Source organism: Granulicella sibirica (assembly GCF_004115155.1).
In the GTDB taxonomy this organism is placed as follows: Bacteria; Acidobacteriota; Terriglobia; order Terriglobales; family Acidobacteriaceae; genus Edaphobacter; species Edaphobacter sibiricus.
Genome location: NZ_RDSM01000001.1, coordinates 2,386,621 through 2,403,420, shown reverse-complemented (window position 1 = coordinate 2,403,420; position 16,800 = coordinate 2,386,621). Strand labels below are relative to the sequence as shown.

General features: G+C 60.9%; 12 protein-coding genes. 6 read left to right on the top strand and 6 right to left on the bottom strand.

The window, feature by feature from the left end; genetic code table 11:
• Positions 1–23 precede the first annotated feature (23 nt).
• Positions 24–194, top strand: a complete 171-nt coding sequence (locus GRAN_RS25470) for a hypothetical protein (RefSeq protein ID WP_161570918.1) — start codon at positions 24–26, stop codon at positions 192–194.
• A gap of 36 nt (positions 195–230) precedes the next feature.
• Here GRAN_RS25470 and GRAN_RS09980 read toward each other — a convergent pair whose 3' ends face one another.
• Positions 231–1,232 (bottom strand): substrate-binding domain-containing protein, encoded by a 1,002-nt coding sequence (locus GRAN_RS09980; protein WP_128912725.1) that lies wholly within the window; start codon positions 1,230–1,232, stop codon positions 231–233.
• 101 nt (positions 1,233–1,333) lie between these two features.
• On the opposite strand from GRAN_RS09980, the gene GRAN_RS09975 reads away from it, so the two are divergent.
• The 3 genes from GRAN_RS09975 (at position 1,334) to msrA (ending at position 3,875) form a co-directional block, all read left to right on the top strand.
• Complete coding sequence (locus GRAN_RS09975) at positions 1,334–1,843, top strand: MarR family winged helix-turn-helix transcriptional regulator (protein WP_128912724.1); 510 nt, start codon at positions 1,334–1,336, stop codon at positions 1,841–1,843.
• A gap of 398 nt (positions 1,844–2,241) precedes the next feature.
• On the top strand, positions 2,242–3,207 hold the full coding sequence (locus GRAN_RS09970) for a pseudouridine synthase (protein WP_128912723.1): 966 nt from the start codon (positions 2,242–2,244) through the stop codon (positions 3,205–3,207).
• Positions 3,208–3,398: 191 nt separating this feature from the next.
• Positions 3,399–3,875: a peptide-methionine (S)-S-oxide reductase MsrA gene (msrA, locus tag GRAN_RS09965; protein ID WP_128912722.1), complete on the top strand. Its 477-nt coding sequence runs from the start codon at positions 3,399–3,401 to the stop codon at positions 3,873–3,875.
• A 73-nt stretch (positions 3,876–3,948) separates the two neighbouring features.
• Here the strand turns inward: msrA and GRAN_RS09960 are convergent, their stop codons facing one another.
• The 5 genes from GRAN_RS09960 to GRAN_RS09940 form a co-directional block, all read right to left on the bottom strand.
• The gene (locus tag GRAN_RS09960) at positions 3,949–5,556 is read right to left on the bottom strand and encodes an inorganic phosphate transporter (protein ID WP_128912721.1); all 1,608 of its coding nucleotides are present in this window, start codon (positions 5,554–5,556) and stop codon (positions 3,949–3,951) included.
• Positions 5,557–5,764: 208 nt separating this feature from the next.
• Positions 5,765–7,897: a phenylalanine--tRNA ligase subunit beta gene (pheT, locus tag GRAN_RS09955; RefSeq protein WP_128912720.1), complete on the bottom strand. Its 2,133-nt coding sequence runs from the start codon at positions 7,895–7,897 to the stop codon at positions 5,765–5,767.
• A 95-nt stretch (positions 7,898–7,992) separates the two neighbouring features.
• On the bottom strand, positions 7,993–8,934 hold the full coding sequence (locus GRAN_RS09950; RefSeq protein WP_128912719.1) for a catalase family peroxidase: 942 nt from the start codon (positions 8,932–8,934) through the stop codon (positions 7,993–7,995).
• A gap of 86 nt (positions 8,935–9,020) precedes the next feature.
• The gene (pheS, locus tag GRAN_RS09945) at positions 9,021–10,127 is read right to left on the bottom strand and encodes a phenylalanine--tRNA ligase subunit alpha (RefSeq protein WP_128912718.1); all 1,107 of its coding nucleotides are present in this window, start codon (positions 10,125–10,127) and stop codon (positions 9,021–9,023) included.
• 46 nt (positions 10,128–10,173) lie between these two features.
• On the bottom strand, positions 10,174–11,700 hold the full coding sequence (locus GRAN_RS09940; protein WP_128912717.1) for a UbiA family prenyltransferase: 1,527 nt from the start codon (positions 11,698–11,700) through the stop codon (positions 10,174–10,176).
• Positions 11,701–11,980: 280 nt separating this feature from the next.
• Between GRAN_RS09940 and GRAN_RS09935 the strand changes: the two genes are divergently transcribed.
• On the top strand, positions 11,981–13,591 hold the full coding sequence (locus GRAN_RS09935) for an efflux RND transporter periplasmic adaptor subunit (protein WP_128912716.1): 1,611 nt from the start codon (positions 11,981–11,983) through the stop codon (positions 13,589–13,591).
• Positions 13,588–16,785 carry a multidrug efflux RND transporter permease subunit gene (locus tag GRAN_RS09930; RefSeq protein WP_128912715.1) on the top strand — a complete coding sequence of 1,066 codons (3,198 nt, stop codon included), beginning with the start codon at positions 13,588–13,590 and terminating at the stop codon, positions 16,783–16,785. Before GRAN_RS09935 ends, GRAN_RS09930 begins: the two co-directional genes overlap by 4 nt.
• Positions 16,786–16,800 lie beyond the last annotated feature (15 nt).

Sequence of the window (16,800 nt, the reverse complement as noted above, 5' to 3'; positions counted from 1 at the left end):
GTCAGCCAGCACTCACACCCAACATGACTGATCCACGCAACCAGCCCATCGAACCCGCTGACTCTCCCAAAGACAACGCGCCCGACACCGTCGCCACCCCCGAGGGCGACAACGAGTACGCGCCGGACCAGCCATTGGCCCCCGTACCCGACGGCCTCCAGCGCACTCCAGCCATCGACACCAACAGTCTCTGATCGTTCCCCTCGCCGCACACCCAGTGAAGCTGCTGACTACGTCGTCATCAACTCCGGCACAAAGATCTCTCTCAGCGTAAACAGACGATCCGTGATGCCCTGCTCATGGTGATAGCGCAGGATCGCCTCCAGCGCCTTCCGATTCGCCTCGATCCCGTACGGCCACCAGTCGTCGCCCAGGAGCGCACGATCCGCGTTGACCAGCTTGCCGAACCAGGGGAACATCGTACCCATGCTGTTGAAGATGAGTCCGTGTTCGTACTCGTCGACAGCAGCCTTCTTTGCATCGCAGAAGCCCTGGTAGGCCAGCTTCGCTAACTCCGGATGCTCCACAAGGAGGTCCTTGCGGATGACGACGGTATGCATGATCGGGAAGATCCCGGTGCGCTCATAGTACTCGCGTTCGACGGTCTCGAAGTCGGCAAACAGCCGTCCCACCTTCGGCGAGTTATCGAGCATACACTTCGGCACATCGGCCGAGATCAGCGCATCGATCTCTCCCGCCTCGAGCATCGCCCCAAGTTCCTTGCCCTTGGGAATGTCGACGACCTCGACGTTCGCCGGATGCGTATGCGGCACGAAGTCGATCGGCTTCAGCGGCCAATCCAGCCCGCCGATCACCCACCGGCACGTCTCCGGCTTGAAGCCATATTCCTCCGCGAGCATGCCCTTCGGCATGATGCCCGCGTCATGGCCGTAGAGCGCAAGCTCGCCAATCGTCTTGCCGTTAAGGTCCTCGGGCTTCTTGATACCGCTCGCCTTATGGATGTAGATCGCCGAGTGCCGGAAAGCCCGGTTTGGGAAGACCGGGATCGCCACAAACGGCGACACCCCATCGACGAACGTCCGCAGGTAGTACGTCATACCAAGCTCGGAGATATCGAACCTGCGCTCGCCGATCATCCCCCGGAAGATCTCCGTCACGATCGGCGCATTGTAAAACGTGCTCTCGACCCCTTCGATCTGCACCCTGCCGTCAGCCAGAGCGCGCGTGCGATCGTAATCCCAGAAAGCGATGTTCAGTTTGAGTTTGCTCATACTCCCCCTCCTTCTTCTCCTTGGAAATACGATAAATATATTTACTATTGGGTTGCCCTATCCGGATTGGAAGCTTTCCTCGCCCGCCCTATAGTGGATTCATGGGAGAACCAGCATATCCGATCCACCCACATCCGATCCACGATCTCTTCGAGGACGTCTCCCTCGGCGCGCCGGAGAACGCCGTCGGGTTTGTGCTCTGGAGGGTCGTCGTTCGCTACCAGCGCGAGGTAGACCGCGCCCTCGTGCCGCTCGACCTCACCAACCTCCAGTTCGTCACGCTAACCCTCGCGGCATGGTTTGGCCGATTCGGAGGATCGGTCACCCAGAGGGAGTTGGCCAGCTTCGGCGGCATCCACCCCATGCAGATCTCCCAGATGCTCAAGACGCTCGAGAGGAAAGGGTTTGTCCTCCGCCAGCGTAGCCCCTCGGACAGTCGCGCCAAGCGCGTCGAGGTAACTCAGGCAGGCACAAACGTCCTGCGAAAGGCGCTTCCTCGCGTCATCGAGGTACAGCAGCGCCTCTTCGGTGATGGCGGTAAGCCCGGCGGAGACTTCCTGAGGGCACTCCTTCATCTGGATTCCAACCAGATGGAGTCAGAGAGCCGTTAGCCAAATCTTGTCAAGCCCAAAATCGTACAAGTGCAACATTCTAAAGCGAATTCTAATGTCCTTTAAGTTTGGGTCACCTTGCTATAATAGAAACAGAAGAGATGGCAGCCACTTCCCCGATGGCTCTCTGATCCCTAGGCATCGCTTGGAAACACCAGGAATTGGACCGCGAGTCGTCTCGTGAGGCCATGGAAGTCGATGTTGGGCTCTAAGTTTTTTCTTTACTAATATTTAGCCGTAAACCTTTTGTTTAGAATATCTTGCGAGCCTGTAGCGCCTGCAAGCTGTACATTTCAAAAGGCTTACATAAAGGCAATGGGAGGGGGGTGTACCCTCTTGGCCACATCATAAATCACAAAAGCCGCCGCGAGGCGCCGCAAACCCAGAAAGACTCAACCATGCCAAACGAAAAAGCTCAAAAGCCAGCCGCCAAATCCTCAACCAAGCCAGCTGAAGAACCCAAGGGCGATCGCCTCCAGAAGATCCTCGCCCAGGCTGGAATCGCATCACGCCGCAAGGCCGAAGAGATCATTCTCGAGGGTCGCGTCCAGGTCAACGGAACCACCATCACGGAACTCGGAACGAAGCACGACGCCGAGAAAGACCACATCCGCGTCGACGGTAAGCTCCTTAAAGGCCCCGAAAAGCAGCGCTACTACATGCTGAACAAGCCGCGTGGCTACGTCACCACCCTGAACGACCCCGAGAAGCGCCCGACGGTCATGCAACTCATGGCGCAGCACAAGTCCGGCCCTCACGGCGATCAGGTTCGTCTCTACCCCGTAGGACGCCTCGACTACCTCTCCGAAGGCCTGCTCCTCATGACCAACGACGGAGAACTCGCCAACGCCCTCTCGAAGGCCGCTGCCGGAGTCGAGAAGACCTATCTCGTCAAGGTCTCCGGAGTCCCGCCCGCAAGCGCTCTCGACCAGATCCGCCGCGGCATCATGATCGATCGCGGACGCCTCGACGAAGTCCGCAGCGGCCGCCGCGACCGCATCATCACCGCGCCCGCCAAGCTCGAACTCGTGCGCGGTGGCGACAATCCCTGGTACGAGCTCACTCTCACCGAGGGCCGCAACCGCCAGCTCCGTAAGATGTTCGAGGAGATCGGCCACCACGTCGAGAAGATCCGCCGCATCGGCTACGGCGCGCTCCGCCTCGACGTTCCTCCCGGCGAGTTCCGCGAGCTTACCCTCGGCGAAGTCACTGCTCTCGACCGCGCCAGCAAGGGCAAAAAGGTCGTCCCCAAGAAGAACCTGCCCGAGTTCGCCCAGCTCAAGGCCCCCGCCAAGAAGAAGCCAACAGGCCCTCCCCGCCGCACCTTCGCGTCCAAGGCCAAACCAACCCGGCGCGCCGTCTAGCCGGAAGCGCTCTCGTTTTCGGGTTTGACTCCGTCAAAACCTCGGCATGCCGGGCCCCACCGCCTACCTTGACGTTCGTTCAAACGAGCGCCGACAATACTCGCGCCTTGAGCATCGAACATCCGGACGCGCCGACGCATCCAATAGTCGCAGGCTCTCGAGCAGGCAAAGAGAAACAAAGGAGTACAAGCGTGGCAACTGAAAAAGCAACATTTGGAGCAGGCTGCTTCTGGGGCGTCGAAGCCCGTTTCGCCGAACTTTCCGGCGTCCTCGACACAGCAGTCGGATATGAAGGCGGAAGCAACGACCACCCAACGTACAAAGAGGTTTGCACCGATCGCACCGGACACGCCGAAGTTGTGGAGCTGATCTTCGACCCTTCCCGCGTCAGCTACGAGAGTCTTCTCGACGCCTTCTTCTCCCTCCACGATCCCACCCAACTCAATCGCCAGGGCCCCGACTGGGGAACCCAGTACCGCAGCGTCATCTTCACCCGCTCGCCCGAACAGGCGGAGCAGGCAAAGGCCAAGATTGCCGAACTGAACGCCTCCGGATCCTTCCGCAAGCCCATCGCAACCCAAGTCGTTCCCGCCGAGACCTTCTGGAAGGCCGAAGAGTACCACCAGCGCTACCTCGAAAAGCGCGGCATGGTCAGCTGTCACATCTAAGGAAAGCAGTTCGTAGTCAAAGAAAAGGGCGAGCCATGATGGCTCGCCCTTTCTTCTGCCCGCTCCAGTCGAGCTACTTCGCAATGGTGTTGAAAAGCCAGAAGAGGCTCCCCGACAGCGCCGCGGCGGCAGGAAGCGTGAACACCCAGGCCATCGCAATGTCGCGAATGGTGGACATCTGCAAGCCGCTCTTATTCGCGGCCATCGTTCCCGCAACGCCGGACGAGAGCACGTGCGTCGTGCTCACCGGCAACCCGTAGCCATCGGCCAGGCCGATCGTGATCATCGCGGTGATCTCGGCGGCAGCGCCCTGAGCATAGGTGAGGTGCGTCTTCCCGATCTTCTCGCCTACCGTGACGACAATGCGCTTCCAGCCCACCATCGTGCCAAGGCCAAGCGCAAGCGCGACCGCAACCTTCACCCACGACGGGATGAACTTGGTCGACTTGTCCAGGAAGCCCTTGTAGTTGCTGAGCGTCTTGACATCCGCATCGTTCATCTTCGGCCCGAGCTTCGGCAGAAGGCGCATGGTTTCGCTGGTCAGGTACATCTCGTTACGGACGTTGGCCTGCATCTCGGCAGGAACGTTGCCGAGCGAACCGTAGGAGACCGCCTGGTTGCGGATCTCGTTGACCATCGACTGGAGAGCAAGCATGACGCCCGGATCGTACTTCTTGGTCGAGACGAACTTCTCGAGCTGCGGCCCCGGGTCGGCAGCGACAGCGGCGGGTTCGACGTAGTTCCCGATGGCTCCAGCAACGGCAGTCGAGACAGCGGCAAAGGTCTGCACCTGCCCCTGGTCAACGGTGTGGTTGAGAGCGTAGGCAGTGGGAACAGTGCCGACGAGGATGAGCATGATGAGACCCATGCCCTTCTGGCCGTCATTCGAACCGTGGAAGAAGCTCACGCCGGTGCAGGTAAAGATAAGCAACGCGCGGATGTAGAACGGCGGAGGCGCGGTACCTTCAGGAGCCTTGTAGAGACGGGGATCGCGAGCGACAAGCTTGAAGAGGAGGAAAATCGCTCCGGCCATGATGAAACCGACGACGGGGGAGATAAGCAGCGCCTTGAAGACCTTGGTGACCTGTTCCCAGTCGACGCCCGATGTTCCGGAGTTGCCGCTCATAAGCTGGTTGGCAACACCGACACCAAGAATCGAGCCGATCATCGTGTGCGAGCTCGACGCCGGCAGACCGCGCCACCAGGTGGCGAGGTTCCAGAGGATGGCCGCGACGAGGAGCGCGAAGACCATCGAGAAGCCGGAGCCCTTTGAAACCTTCAAGATAAGCTCGACGGGCAGAAGCGAGATGATCGCGAAGGCCACTGCGCCGGAGCTGGTCATGACGCCGATAAAGTTCCAGATACCAGACCATGCGACGGCAAGATGAGGCTCAAGCGAGTGGGTATAGATCACGGTCGCGACCGCGTTCGCAGTGTCGTGGAAGCCATTAACGAACTCGAAGCCAAGCGCGATGAAGAGGGCCAGACCAAGCAGAAGGAAGGGGAAGACTGAGGCGCTATGAACGAACGAGAGATCGTGCGAAAGCTTCGTCGCGATATAGCCAAGGCCGCCGATGAGCATGACGGCGAAGACGTATCCGCCCGCCTTGCCGGTCTTGGAATTGGCTAGCTTCTGATCGAGGACGGATGTGGTTGCGGCTGGTGTCGCGGTGGTTGACATGGAGGTTGATCACCTTGCGGGTTTGGATGCGGGCAAGACCGACCATATCCGGCGAATAAGACGGGAGTGTTAAGGGATGGTGAATCGTAGGGCAAAGTCGGCATGAATTCAACAGCATCGCACAATCCCAAAATGGTGGGATAGCGTAATCGAAACCCTTAGGGCAGAGCCTGATAGCGCTTTTCGTACACCTATCCCGGGAAATGTCCTACCGTTGTGTCGCCTCTTCTGGCGCCCGGATCACTCCGCCAAGGCTCGTCAGCGCGGAGATGATGGCGCTCCACCAGTCCGTCAGTTCTGCCTCGGAGAGCGTCCGCTCGTTCGACTGAAACACCGCTCGAATCAGCAGAGCATAGTGCCCGAGAGGCACCGACTTGCCCTTCCGGTCCCGAAAGATCTCCGTCGGCTTGAGGCTCTGGAGCGCGGGAATATCCAGCCCGCGCAGCGAAGCCTCGATCTCTGACCACGGCCGCACGTCAGGAAAAGTGAACGAGAAGTCCCGCTCTACCGCCTGAAACCGGGAAAGCTCGCGAGCGGCGACATGACGAAGCGGAAGTGCGTAAAGCTTCGCCAGATCAACCTCAGCGAGAAACACAGGCTGCCGTAGCTTTCGCCGAGCGGCCTCCCCCTTCGCCAACTCTCCAAACCACGCAACTGGTGCCGACCCAAGGTGAGCGACCGCAGACCGCCCAGGCTCCAGCCAGCCGGGAAGTCCGGTCGTGGTGAACGCGAGAGCCGCCGCGGCGCTCTCACCCGGCGTGACCGCGTTTGCGGCGAAGAGCGAAAGAATGGACTCGATCGTGCCTTTGAGTTCAAAGAAAGGAGCATCCTGTGCCGAATAAAGCGACGTCGCCGCCGATGCTCCGGTGAGTCCAAGCGTCAGGCTCGGTTGCTCGTCCACCAGGTCAGTCGATCCGGTGAAGATCTGCCCCTGTTCAAAGAGCCGCACCGCACGCACGTCCCGGTTTAGGTTGTGAGCGAGCATCGTTAGCATTCCCGGAACCAGCGTCGGACGGAGAAGCGACGCCTCCTCGGAAAGAGGATTCTCCATCGGGATCGTTCCCTTGTCCTGCGTAACCTCGAAGAACAGCGCGGCATCCGACTCGCTGGCAAAGGTGCTCGAAATTGACTCGGAGAAGCCAAGGGCAAGAAGTCGCTGCCTCACCGCGCGCTCGGCGGAGGCAACTGGCAACTCGATCACCGGAAGCGGCATGGGCAACGTGTTGGCAAAGCCATTATAGCCATAGACCCGCGCAACCTCCTCAACCAGGTCGATCTCGCGCTCGAGATCAAGACGCCAGCTCGGAAGCTGCACCTCAAAGGTGTCGCCGCCAGAAGGAAATAAGTCGCAGCCAAGACTCTTCAGATACTGCTCGACGATCTCGCGGGTAATCCCCTCGGGCGCAAGCGTCGTCCCGAGATGACGCTGAACCTCCGCGACCGACAGGGAGATGCGTGGGCGACGGCTCGTCCGTGCGTCAACTGCTGGAATACGGAGATCGATCAGTTCCCCCGCAACATACCCACCCAAATGCAAGATGAGTTGCGACACCAGGGCATTCGCGACCGGCGCGGCATCGATATCGGCGCCACGCTCAAAACGATGCGAGGCGTCCGTGTGCAACCCATGCCGGCGTGCCGACCGGCGAACGCTCGCCTGGTCGAACCAAGCCGCCTCGACGAGGACGTTCTTCGTTTGTGGCGTAATCATCGAATCCCATCCGCCCATCACGCCGGCAAGCCCAAGCGCCTTCGTCTCATCCGCAACCACGAGATCATCGGCCGCCAGCGTCCGCGTCGTGCCGTCGAGCAGGCGCAGCGATTCCCCCGCACGAGCGAGCCGGACCACAATCCCTCCGTGAATCTTGTCGAGATCGAAGGCATGCGTCGGATGCCCCATGGCAAGCAGCACGAAGTTAGAGGCGTCGACCGCGTTCGAAATCTGTTTCTGACCGAGCGAGCCAAAGTACTCGGAGATCCGCCCCGTCGAGGGAGCGATCGTCACATCCCGAAGGACACGCGCCGTAAAGCGTCCGCACAACGCCTCCGCCTCGGGCGAGATGCGTACCGGAAACGGAGCGGCGGCGGTGGCATTCGGAAGCGCAGTATCCAGCGGCGCAAGCGGCAGGTTGTAGATCGTGGCCGCTTCACGCGCAATGCCGTAATGATTCATGGCATCGACGCGGTTGGTCGTAATGTCCATCTCGAAGAGACTTCCGCCCGCCACCAAGTGAACGCCTTCGACGGCGATGCCGCGAAGGGTAAGGTCATCAGCAAGCTGGCGATCGTCGACGGGGAGGGTGGGCAGGAACGTGCGGAGCCAATGCGTAAGGATCTTCATGGAGGACGCTTTCCAGTGTAAATGGACCGCGGAAAGCAGATAGACACACCGGCGTGGTGCCTGCGCCAGGCGGCCCAGGCACCACCCTCGTTCGATCAGGCTTTGCGGCGGCGGCGTCCGCTGATCAGGTAGATCGCGGCCCGCAGCTCAAGCAACGGATCGTCCGACGGCTCGATACCATCCACGCGCGGAATCGGATCGAAGATGATCTGCTTCTGCTCGGTCGCGTTGTCCGCAACCGGCGCATCAAGCGTCAGCGTGCCGAGTTCAACGACCGGATTGGTAGCCGGCCAGTGAATCGTCGCATCGTCCACCACATCGCCCTCGTTCGCCAGCGTTGCTTCGATCCGGAAGACGATCGGCCCGGCAGCGATCCGGCCGGCAAGCTCGTCGAACAGGTAGTCGGCTCCCTTACCTGCGACGTCGGCAGCATCGACGTACTCGTTGCCAGCCACCGGAATGATGCGATAGCGGCCGAATCGGGTCTCGCCTGCGGCGTTCGCGAAGTGGTAAGCCGTCACGCCGAAATAGCTCTCGTGCGCATAGCTCGTCGGGAAGGGCTTCGGAGTCTGCACAAATGCAAGCGCCGCCGGGTGGCTTCCAACGTACTGCTCCACGGGATTCGGATGCGGCGCATCCGGGCCGCTCGAAGCAATCGCCCGAAGGAAGTCCAGAAACTCGGCGCCCGTGTGCGTCGGGAAACCATCTGTGGAGTGGCTCACGATATCCGTGTGGACACGCTCGCCGAGGTGAAACCGAACGGCCAAACCGCGCGGCTCGCCATTCGGATCGTTATCCGGAATCATTGGAATCCCGGTCGAGCTCGAAAAGCGCACCGTCACGGGTGTCGAAGCATTCACGAGATGCGGAGCCTTGCTGAGGTTGGCGGCGCTGGGTGTCGGAACGAAAGTCCCGGTGAGCATCGTGCCCTTGGCATGAGCAGGGCGGAAACCGGGGTGCAAACCAAAGATGGCATCGAACTGCGCGAGCAAATCATTCGCAAGCGCGAGAAGTTTTTCGTCAGAAGGTAGTGGCATGGTCTTACTCTCTCCTTGAAACGCGGTGAGCTTTCACTCTACGCGGATCGAGAGATATCGAAAGACACTTTCGAGGGGGTCGCCGGTCAGGCGAACTGCTCAAGGAAGCGCATATCTCCCGAATAGAACTGACCGATGTCCGAAATGCCGTGCTGAATCATCGCAATCCGTTCGACGCCCATGCCAAAAGCGAAGCCACTGATACGCGCCGGATCGTAGGCCGGTTCGAACCCCTGTGCCTTCCTCTGCTCGTCCACGGACGCGAAGACAGCCGGGTCGACCATGCCACATCCAAGCAGCTCGATCCAGCCTGAATGCTTGCACTTGCGGCATCCGCTTCCACCGCAGAACGGGCACGAAATCTGCACATCCGCCGACGGCTCCGTGAACGGAAAGAAGCTCGGAAAGAAGCGCGTCTTCACCGAAGCCCCGAAGAGCGCCTTCATCGCATGATCGAGCGTGCCCTTCAGGTCGGAGAAGGTGATGTTCGTATCGACGCACAATCCCTCCACCTGATGAAAAATTGGTGAATGTGTGGCGTCGGCAGCGTCGTTGCGATGCACCTTACCCGGAATGACGATCCGTAGCGGCGGAGGGCTCGCGATCATCGACCGGATCTGCACCGGAGACGTATGCGTCCGCATGAGCAGCCGGTCGCGCGATGGCCGACTCTGCTGCCTGGCGATCACGAGCGTGTCTTGCGTGTCGCGTGCCGGATGATTCGGCGGGAAGTTCAGCGCTTCGAAGTTGTAGAAATCGCTCTCAACCTGCGGGCCGGTCGAGGTCGAGAACCCAAGATGGTGAAACACCGTCTCGATCTCGTACATCGTCTTCAGCAGCGGATGCGGAATCCCCGGAGCCCGCACCGTTCCAGGCAGGGTAATGTCGATCCCCTGCTGAACCGTCTTCGCGGGCGCGGCCTGCGCAGGTGCATCGAGCGCCGCCTCGATCTGTTGCTTCAATTGGTTGAAGCGAATGCCAAGCGGCTTGCGCGCTTCCGGCGGAGCCGACTTCAGCCACGCATCACTGATGAGCTTGAGCCGGCCCTGTTTGCGGCCGAGCCAATTCAACCGGAAAGCCTCTGGATCTGACAGGTTCGACGTCTCCGCGGCAACTTCAGCGGAGAGCGTGGCGAAGGAAGTGTCGAGCGCGGGCTCGTCGTAGCTGGGAAGATGAGGAATCGAATCGGTCATCATCTTCTAGCGTAAATGGAAACACGCACGAGCAAGCGGCACTCTTCTACAGCGCGAGTAGCACCACCACGAGCACCAGCACTCCAAGCGCCAGCGATCGACGGTCCGTGATGGCGTACACCACCGGATCCTCATGCAGATCGCCGCGCGACGCCAGGAGCCACAACCGGCTCAGCCACAGCAGAAGAATCGGAACAAGCAGCCATAGCCGCGTCGTATGGCTGTAGAGATGCGCAGAATCCGCGAGGTTCGAAATATAGAGTGTCAGCACCACCACCGACGCGTATGCGCTGGCGGTCCCAAAGCTCCGAAGCTGCTCGATATCGGTCGTCCGGTAACCTCTCCCGTTGCTCGGGCTGGCATTGCGTTGAATCAAATTTTCCAGCTCCGCGAATCGCTTGACGAACGCAAGCGAGAGGAAGAAAAAGATGCTGAAAGCGCCCAGCCAGGTCGAGACAAGCACGCCCGTAGCCGCCGAGCCGGCGAGAATACGCACCGTATACAGACCGGAGAGGACGATTACGTCGAGAAGCACCCGGCGCTTCAGGTAGAGCGAATACGCAAGTGTCGACACCAGGTAAACGCCCATCCACTCGAGGAACTTGTAGGGATACTTGAGTGCGTCATGCGGCGACATCCCCGCGACAATATGCGGCAGCGCGATGGCAAGGACGAGCGATGTCAGAAGAAAGAGAAAGATCACAACCGCACCCGCAAGCGGCGAAAGATCGCCGGCAGCAAACGGACGCCGTCGCTTCGAAATGTGCTTCCGATCGGCCTCGAGATCCAGCAGATCGTTGACGATATACGTCGCCGAGGCGCAGAGTCCGAAGGACAGAAACGCGATCGCCGCACCCAGAAACAACGCCGCCGACCGCGTGTGCGCGAGAATCAGAGGAAGGAAGATGAGCGTATTTTTTGCCCACTGGTGCAGTCGGATCGCCTTCAGCCACGCCTTGAGCGAACTCGCCTGGTCCGTGAAGGTCATCGACGGAGTGATCTTCGCCGAGCGTAGCGCACTCGACAGGCTCCGATGTGGATTCGCGACCATCGGCTGATGGCAGTTCGACAGCAGCGGGACATCGGGATGTGCGTTCCCGATGTAGCAGAACTTCGAACCGAAGCGCTGCTGGAACGCGGCGAGCTTGTTCTTTCCGATCAGGTTCATCGTGCCGTCAGAAGCCAGAACGCCGGAAAACAAGCCGAGATGATCGGCGACGCGCTGCGCCAGCGTGGCATCCGCCCCGGTCGCCAGGTAGATCTCCCTCCCCGTGGCCCGCTGCTGCTCAAGGTACTGCAGCAGGTGGCGATTGTAGGGGAGATGCACGACGTCCAATTGGACGGTCGATGTGATGTTCTTCTTGAAGGCTGCCTTGCCCCCACCGAGCCATTTCGGGAACTTGAGAAGCGCCTCCGGATGCTGGCGGGTCAGCACGATCACGGAATCGAGAAGCGTATCGGATTTGACCAGGGTTCCGTCCAGGTCGACGCAAAGTGGAATTCCCGCGGTAAGCGGATCCTGAAAGAGAGTCTCGGCCTGGGTAAGCGGGGAATCGATTGTTGTGTCGGTCATGATCTTCGTCATTAAGGCACGCCTTTCTGAGTCTCACGCAGGATGGCCGTGGTCTTTCTCGATTGCTTTATGCACTTTACCCGCCAGAAGCGTACCATCATCGCTGCCAGGTTTTGATCAACCGAATGTGTTACGCGATAGCCGATTATCGGAACCGATGCTGCTCCTCGGCGAAACAATCCAGAGTGCTCCACCGTCATTATTATTTATTCTGAGACTTCCGAGCTAATTTCCGCGCTATCGATTGCGTGCTGGAAGAAAGAAATGGTGACACCTAAAGATGCCAGGACCGACGGTGCAAGGACAGTCCGGACCCACCACGTCAGGACAGCCCAGTTCGACGACCACGACCTATCACGATCCGATCGCCGCGCTCCCAGCGCCCGATGGCAACGGGAATCACCACGCGTTGCCAAAGCCGGGAACCACCTTTAGTTCCGACGAGCCCAAGCCCAGCCGACTCGGCGGCTCCATTCGCAAAATACTCATTCTGCTGGTTTTACTGGCTGCTGTCGGCGGAGCGATCTGGAAGATTCGAGAGAACCGTGCCGAGACCGCCGCGACTCCGACTGGACGAGCAGCCATGGGAGGTGGACCGACTCCCGTACTCGTCACCCCGGTTGTCCAGAGAACCGTGCCCGTCTACCTCACCGCGCTTGGAACCGTCACTGCCTATAACTCGGTCACAATTAAGAGCCGCGTCGACGGCCAGCTTCTCAGCGTGAACGTCCGCGAGGGCCAGACAGTCAAAAAAGGCCAGCTCCTCGCCCAGATCGATCCGCGCCCGTACCAGGCCGCCGTCGCACAGGCCGAAGGCCAGCTCACCAAGGATCAGGCGACAGCCGTCAATGCGCAGGCCGAGGCCGGACGCTACACCGCCCTCTATGGCGCGGGCGTCATCTCCAAGGAGAGCCAGCAGCTCCAGGTCTCGAACGCCGGTGTCGCTACTGGCGCGATCCAGGCCGACCAGGCCGCGATCGAAGCCGCCAAGGTTAATGTCATCTACACCCGCATCACCTCGCCGATCGACGGTGTCGTCGGTCTCCGCACGGTCGATCCGGGCAATATCGTCCATGCAAGCGATTCCAACGGCCTCATCCTCGTCAACCAGGTCCAGCCGATTGCCATCATCTTCACCCTCCCCGAGGATCAGCTTCCACAAGTGCTGAAGCTAACCCGCGGCGGAGCCACCCTTGCCGTTGAGGCATACGATCGTTCCGAGACGACCCACCTGGCGAGCGGAACGCTCCTGACGGTCGATAACACCATCGACACGACCACCGGCACCGCGAAGATCAAGGCTGTCTTCCCCAACGCCGACGGCTCGCTCTTCCCGAACCAGTTTGTCAACGTTCGCCTCATCGTCCAGGATCGCGAAAACGCCATCGTCGTTCCCTCCGCGGCGCTCCAAACCGCCGCAAACGGAAACTTCCTCTACGTCGTCAAGCCTGGAAATCCCCCTGAAGGTCTCGACACGACCGTGGCCGGGACGGCTCCGCCAAAGAGCGGACGCTCGGGCAAGGGCGGCGGTAAAGGCGCAAAGAGCGGCGATCCGAACGCGGCGGCGAACGGGAAGCAGAATGGCCCGAGCTACTACGTCGAAGCGGTTCCCGTGAAGGTCGATCTCACCCAGGGCTCGAACGTGATTCTTGCGGCAGGCACTGTCAATCCCGGCGATCAGATCGTGATCGACGGCCAGGAGAAGCTCAAGAACGGCGGCCGCGTGATCCCGCACCAGAGCGATCCCACGATCGCCCCCCCGCCAAGCACCGGCAACGGCCACACTCGTGTCCGCAAGGCCGATACCGGTGACGCAAGCGGCCCGCAAGGCACGCCTGCCTCCGGCCAGAATGGCAACGGAACGCCAGCTCCAGGAAGGTCCCCGCAATGAGCCCTTCACGGCCATTTATCCTCCGGCCGGTGGCCACCTCGCTTCTGATGGTGGCCATTTTGCTTGCCGGATTCGTCGCCTACGAGCAGCTACCCGTCTCCGCCCTCCCCGAGGTCGACTACCCGACGATTCAGGTCCTCACCTTTTACCCCGGCGCCAGCCCCGAGGTCATGGCGTCCTCCGTCACCGCTCCGCTCGAGCGCCAATTCGGCCAGATCCCCGGCCTCAGCCAGATGACCTCCACCAGCTCTGGCGGCGGCAGTGTCATCACCCTCCAGTTCTCCCTCGCCGAATCGATCGACATCGCCCAGCAGGATGTCCAGGCCGCCATCAACGCCGGCTACAGCTACCTGCCCAAAGACCTTCCGAATCCGCCCGTCTATAGCAAGGTCAACCCGGCTGACGCGCCGATCATGACCCTCGCCCTCACGAGCGATTCCCTCGCACTCTCAAAAGTCGAGGACCTCGCCGACACCATCCTCGCCCAGAAGATCTCCCAGCTCTCGGGCGTCGGCCTCGTCTCCATCAACGGCGGCCAGAAACCCGCCGTGCGCATCCAGGCCAACCCGACCGCGCTCGCCAACTACGGGCTCAGCCTTGAAGACCTCCGCACCCAGCTCGCCACGGCAAACGTCGATCAGGCCAAAGGAAGCATCAGCGGCTCGCGCCAGTCCTACACCATCGGCGCGAACGATCAGCTCCTATCGAGCGCCGACTACCAGTCCGTCATCATCGCCTACCGCAACGGCTCCCCCGTCCGCCTCTCGGACGTAGCGAACGCCGTCGACAGCGCCGAAAACCTCTACCAGGCAGCCTGGATGGGAACAGGCGCCGCTCCCGCCACCAAGACCGAGCCCGCAAAAGACGCCGTCCTCAAGCCAGCCGTCATCGTCAACATCCAGCGGCAGCCGGGTGCGAACATCATCGGCGTCGTTGACGAGGTCCAGAAGCTCCTTCCGCAGCTTCGCCAGACCCTCCCCGCCAGCGTCTCGCTCGAAGTCCTCACCGACCGCACCAACACCATCCGCGCCTCGGTCAAGGACGTCCAGTTCGAGCTCATGCTGACGATCGCCCTCGTCATCATGGTGATCTTCCTCTTTCTCCGGAATATCGCCGCCACCGTCATCCCAGCCGTCGCCGTCCCGCTCTCCATCGTCGGCACCTTCGGCATCATGTACCTGCTCGGGTACAGCCTCAATAACCTCTCGCTCATGGCCCTCACCATCTCGACCGGCTTCGTCGTCGACGACGCCATTGTCATGGTCGAGAACATCTCGCGCTATCTCGAAGAGGGTGACGACCCCCTCACCGCTGCCCTCAAGGGCTCCGAGCAGATCGGCTTCACGATTCTCTCGCTGACCGTCTCGCTCATCGCGGTGCTCATTCCGCTGCTCTTCATGGGAGACATCGTCGGACGCCTCTTCCGCGAGTTCGCCGTTACCCTATCGGTCACCATCCTCATGTCGGCTGTCGTCTCGCTCTCGCTGACGCCGATGATGGCCGCCAAGCTCCTGAAGCACAAGCCCGACGCCGCGCAGAACAAGTTCTACCGCATCAGCGAAAACTTCTTCGAGTCCGTCATCTCGAAGTACGGACGCGGAGTGAAGTTCGTCCTCCGTCACCAGACGATCACGCTGCTCGTCACCCTGGCGACCTTCCTGCTCACCCTGGTCCTCTACATCGTCGTCCCCAAGGGCTTCTTCCCCGTGCAGGATACCGGCGTCCTCCTGGGCATCACGGAGGCCCCGCAGACCATCAGCTTCGTCGCCATGGGAGCGCGTCAGCAGGAGCTCGCGAAGATCATCCTCAGGGATCCAGACGTCGAGAGCATCTCGTCCTTCATCGGAATCGACGGCACCAACACCACCCTCAACAGCGGACGCATCCAGATCAATCTGCGCGATCGTGAGCAGCGCTCCGCCAGTGCGGTCGACATCATCCGGCGCCTACAACCCAAGGTCGCCCAGGTCGACGGCATCCAGTGCTTCCTGCAAGCCTCACAAGATCTCACCGTCGAAGACCGCGTCAGCCGCACCCAGTATCAATACTCGCTAGAAGACGCGAACTCCGAAGAGCTCACCCTCTGGACCAACAAGCTCGTCGACAAGTTCCGTACCCTCCCCGAACTCACCGACGTCGCCAGCGACCAGCAGCTCGACGGCCTCGAAGCCCATCTCGTCATCGACCGCGATACCGCCTCCCGTCTCGGCATCACGCCCCAGAATATCGACGACGCCCTTGACGACGCCTTCGGCCAGCGCCAGGTCTCGACCATCTTCACCCAGCTCAACCAGTACCACGTCGTCCTCGAAGTCGGTCCGCGCTTCCAGCGGAACCCGTCCTCGCTCGACAACATCTACGTCCACAGCTCGAACGGCACGCAGGTCCCGCTCTCGACCATCACCACCTTCGAGCCGCGCCAGACCTCGCTCGCCATCAACCATCAGGGCCAGTTCCCCTCCGTGACGATCTCCTTCAACACCGCCCCCGGCAAGAGCATCGGAGACGCCGTCGCCGCGGTCAACAAGGCTAAGACCGAACTCAACGTCCCGGTCAGCGTCGCCGCTGAATTCCAGGGCGCGGCCAAGGCGTTCGAAGCCTCGCTCTCGAACGAGCCCATCCTCATCCTCGCCGCACTCATCGTCGTCTACATCGTCCTCGGCGTTCTGTACGAGAGCTACATCCACCCCATTACGATTCTCTCGACGCTTCCCTCCGCCGGCGTCGGAGCCATCCTCGCGCTCCTTATCTTCCATGTCGACCTCAGCGTCATCGCCCTCATCGGCATCATCCTGCTCATCGGCATCGTGAAGAAGAACGCCATCATGATGATCGACTTCGCCCTCGAAGCCGAGCGCGACCACGGCATGGAACCCGAAGAAGCCATCTACCAGGCCTGCCTTCTACGCTTCCGTCCCATCATGATGACCACCATGGCCGCACTCCTCGGCGGCGTGCCACTCGCCCTGGGCACGGGCACGGGAAGCGAGCTACGCCGTCCTCTCGGCATCACAATCGTCGGCGGCCTCATCGTCTCGCAAATCCTCACCCTGTTTACGACGCCGGTCGTCTATCTCTTCTTTGATCGCATCGGCCGCCGCTATCTCCACACTGCCGACGCCGATCGCGAGCTCTACGAACACACCCACGGCGGAGCCCACCAGCCCGAGCCGGAGCACGTCTCCGCCGACTGATCTGCATTGACGCCG

Coding starts and splice junctions, on each gene's coding strand:
- GRAN_RS25470 (WP_161570918.1), top strand. CDS start 24: ATGACTGATCCACGCAACCAGCCCATCGAACCCGCTGACTCTCCCAAA.
- GRAN_RS09980 (WP_128912725.1), bottom strand. CDS start 1,232: ATGAGCAAACTCAAACTGAACATCGCTTTCTGGGATTACGATCGCACG.
- GRAN_RS09975 (WP_128912724.1), top strand. CDS start 1,334: ATGGGAGAACCAGCATATCCGATCCACCCACATCCGATCCACGATCTC.
- GRAN_RS09970 (WP_128912723.1), top strand. CDS start 2,242: ATGCCAAACGAAAAAGCTCAAAAGCCAGCCGCCAAATCCTCAACCAAG.
- GRAN_RS09960 (WP_128912721.1), bottom strand. CDS start 5,556: ATGTCAACCACCGCGACACCAGCCGCAACCACATCCGTCCTCGATCAG.
- pheT (WP_128912720.1), bottom strand. CDS start 7,897: ATGAAGATCCTTACGCATTGGCTCCGCACGTTCCTGCCCACCCTCCCC.
- GRAN_RS09950 (WP_128912719.1), bottom strand. CDS start 8,934: ATGCCACTACCTTCTGACGAAAAACTTCTCGCGCTTGCGAATGATTTG.
- pheS (WP_128912718.1), bottom strand. CDS start 10,127: ATGACCGATTCGATTCCTCATCTTCCCAGCTACGACGAGCCCGCGCTC.
- GRAN_RS09940 (WP_128912717.1), bottom strand. CDS start 11,700: ATGACCGACACAACAATCGATTCCCCGCTTACCCAGGCCGAGACTCTC.
- GRAN_RS09935 (WP_128912716.1), top strand. CDS start 11,981: ATGCCAGGACCGACGGTGCAAGGACAGTCCGGACCCACCACGTCAGGA.
- GRAN_RS09930 (WP_128912715.1), top strand. CDS start 13,588: ATGAGCCCTTCACGGCCATTTATCCTCCGGCCGGTGGCCACCTCGCTT.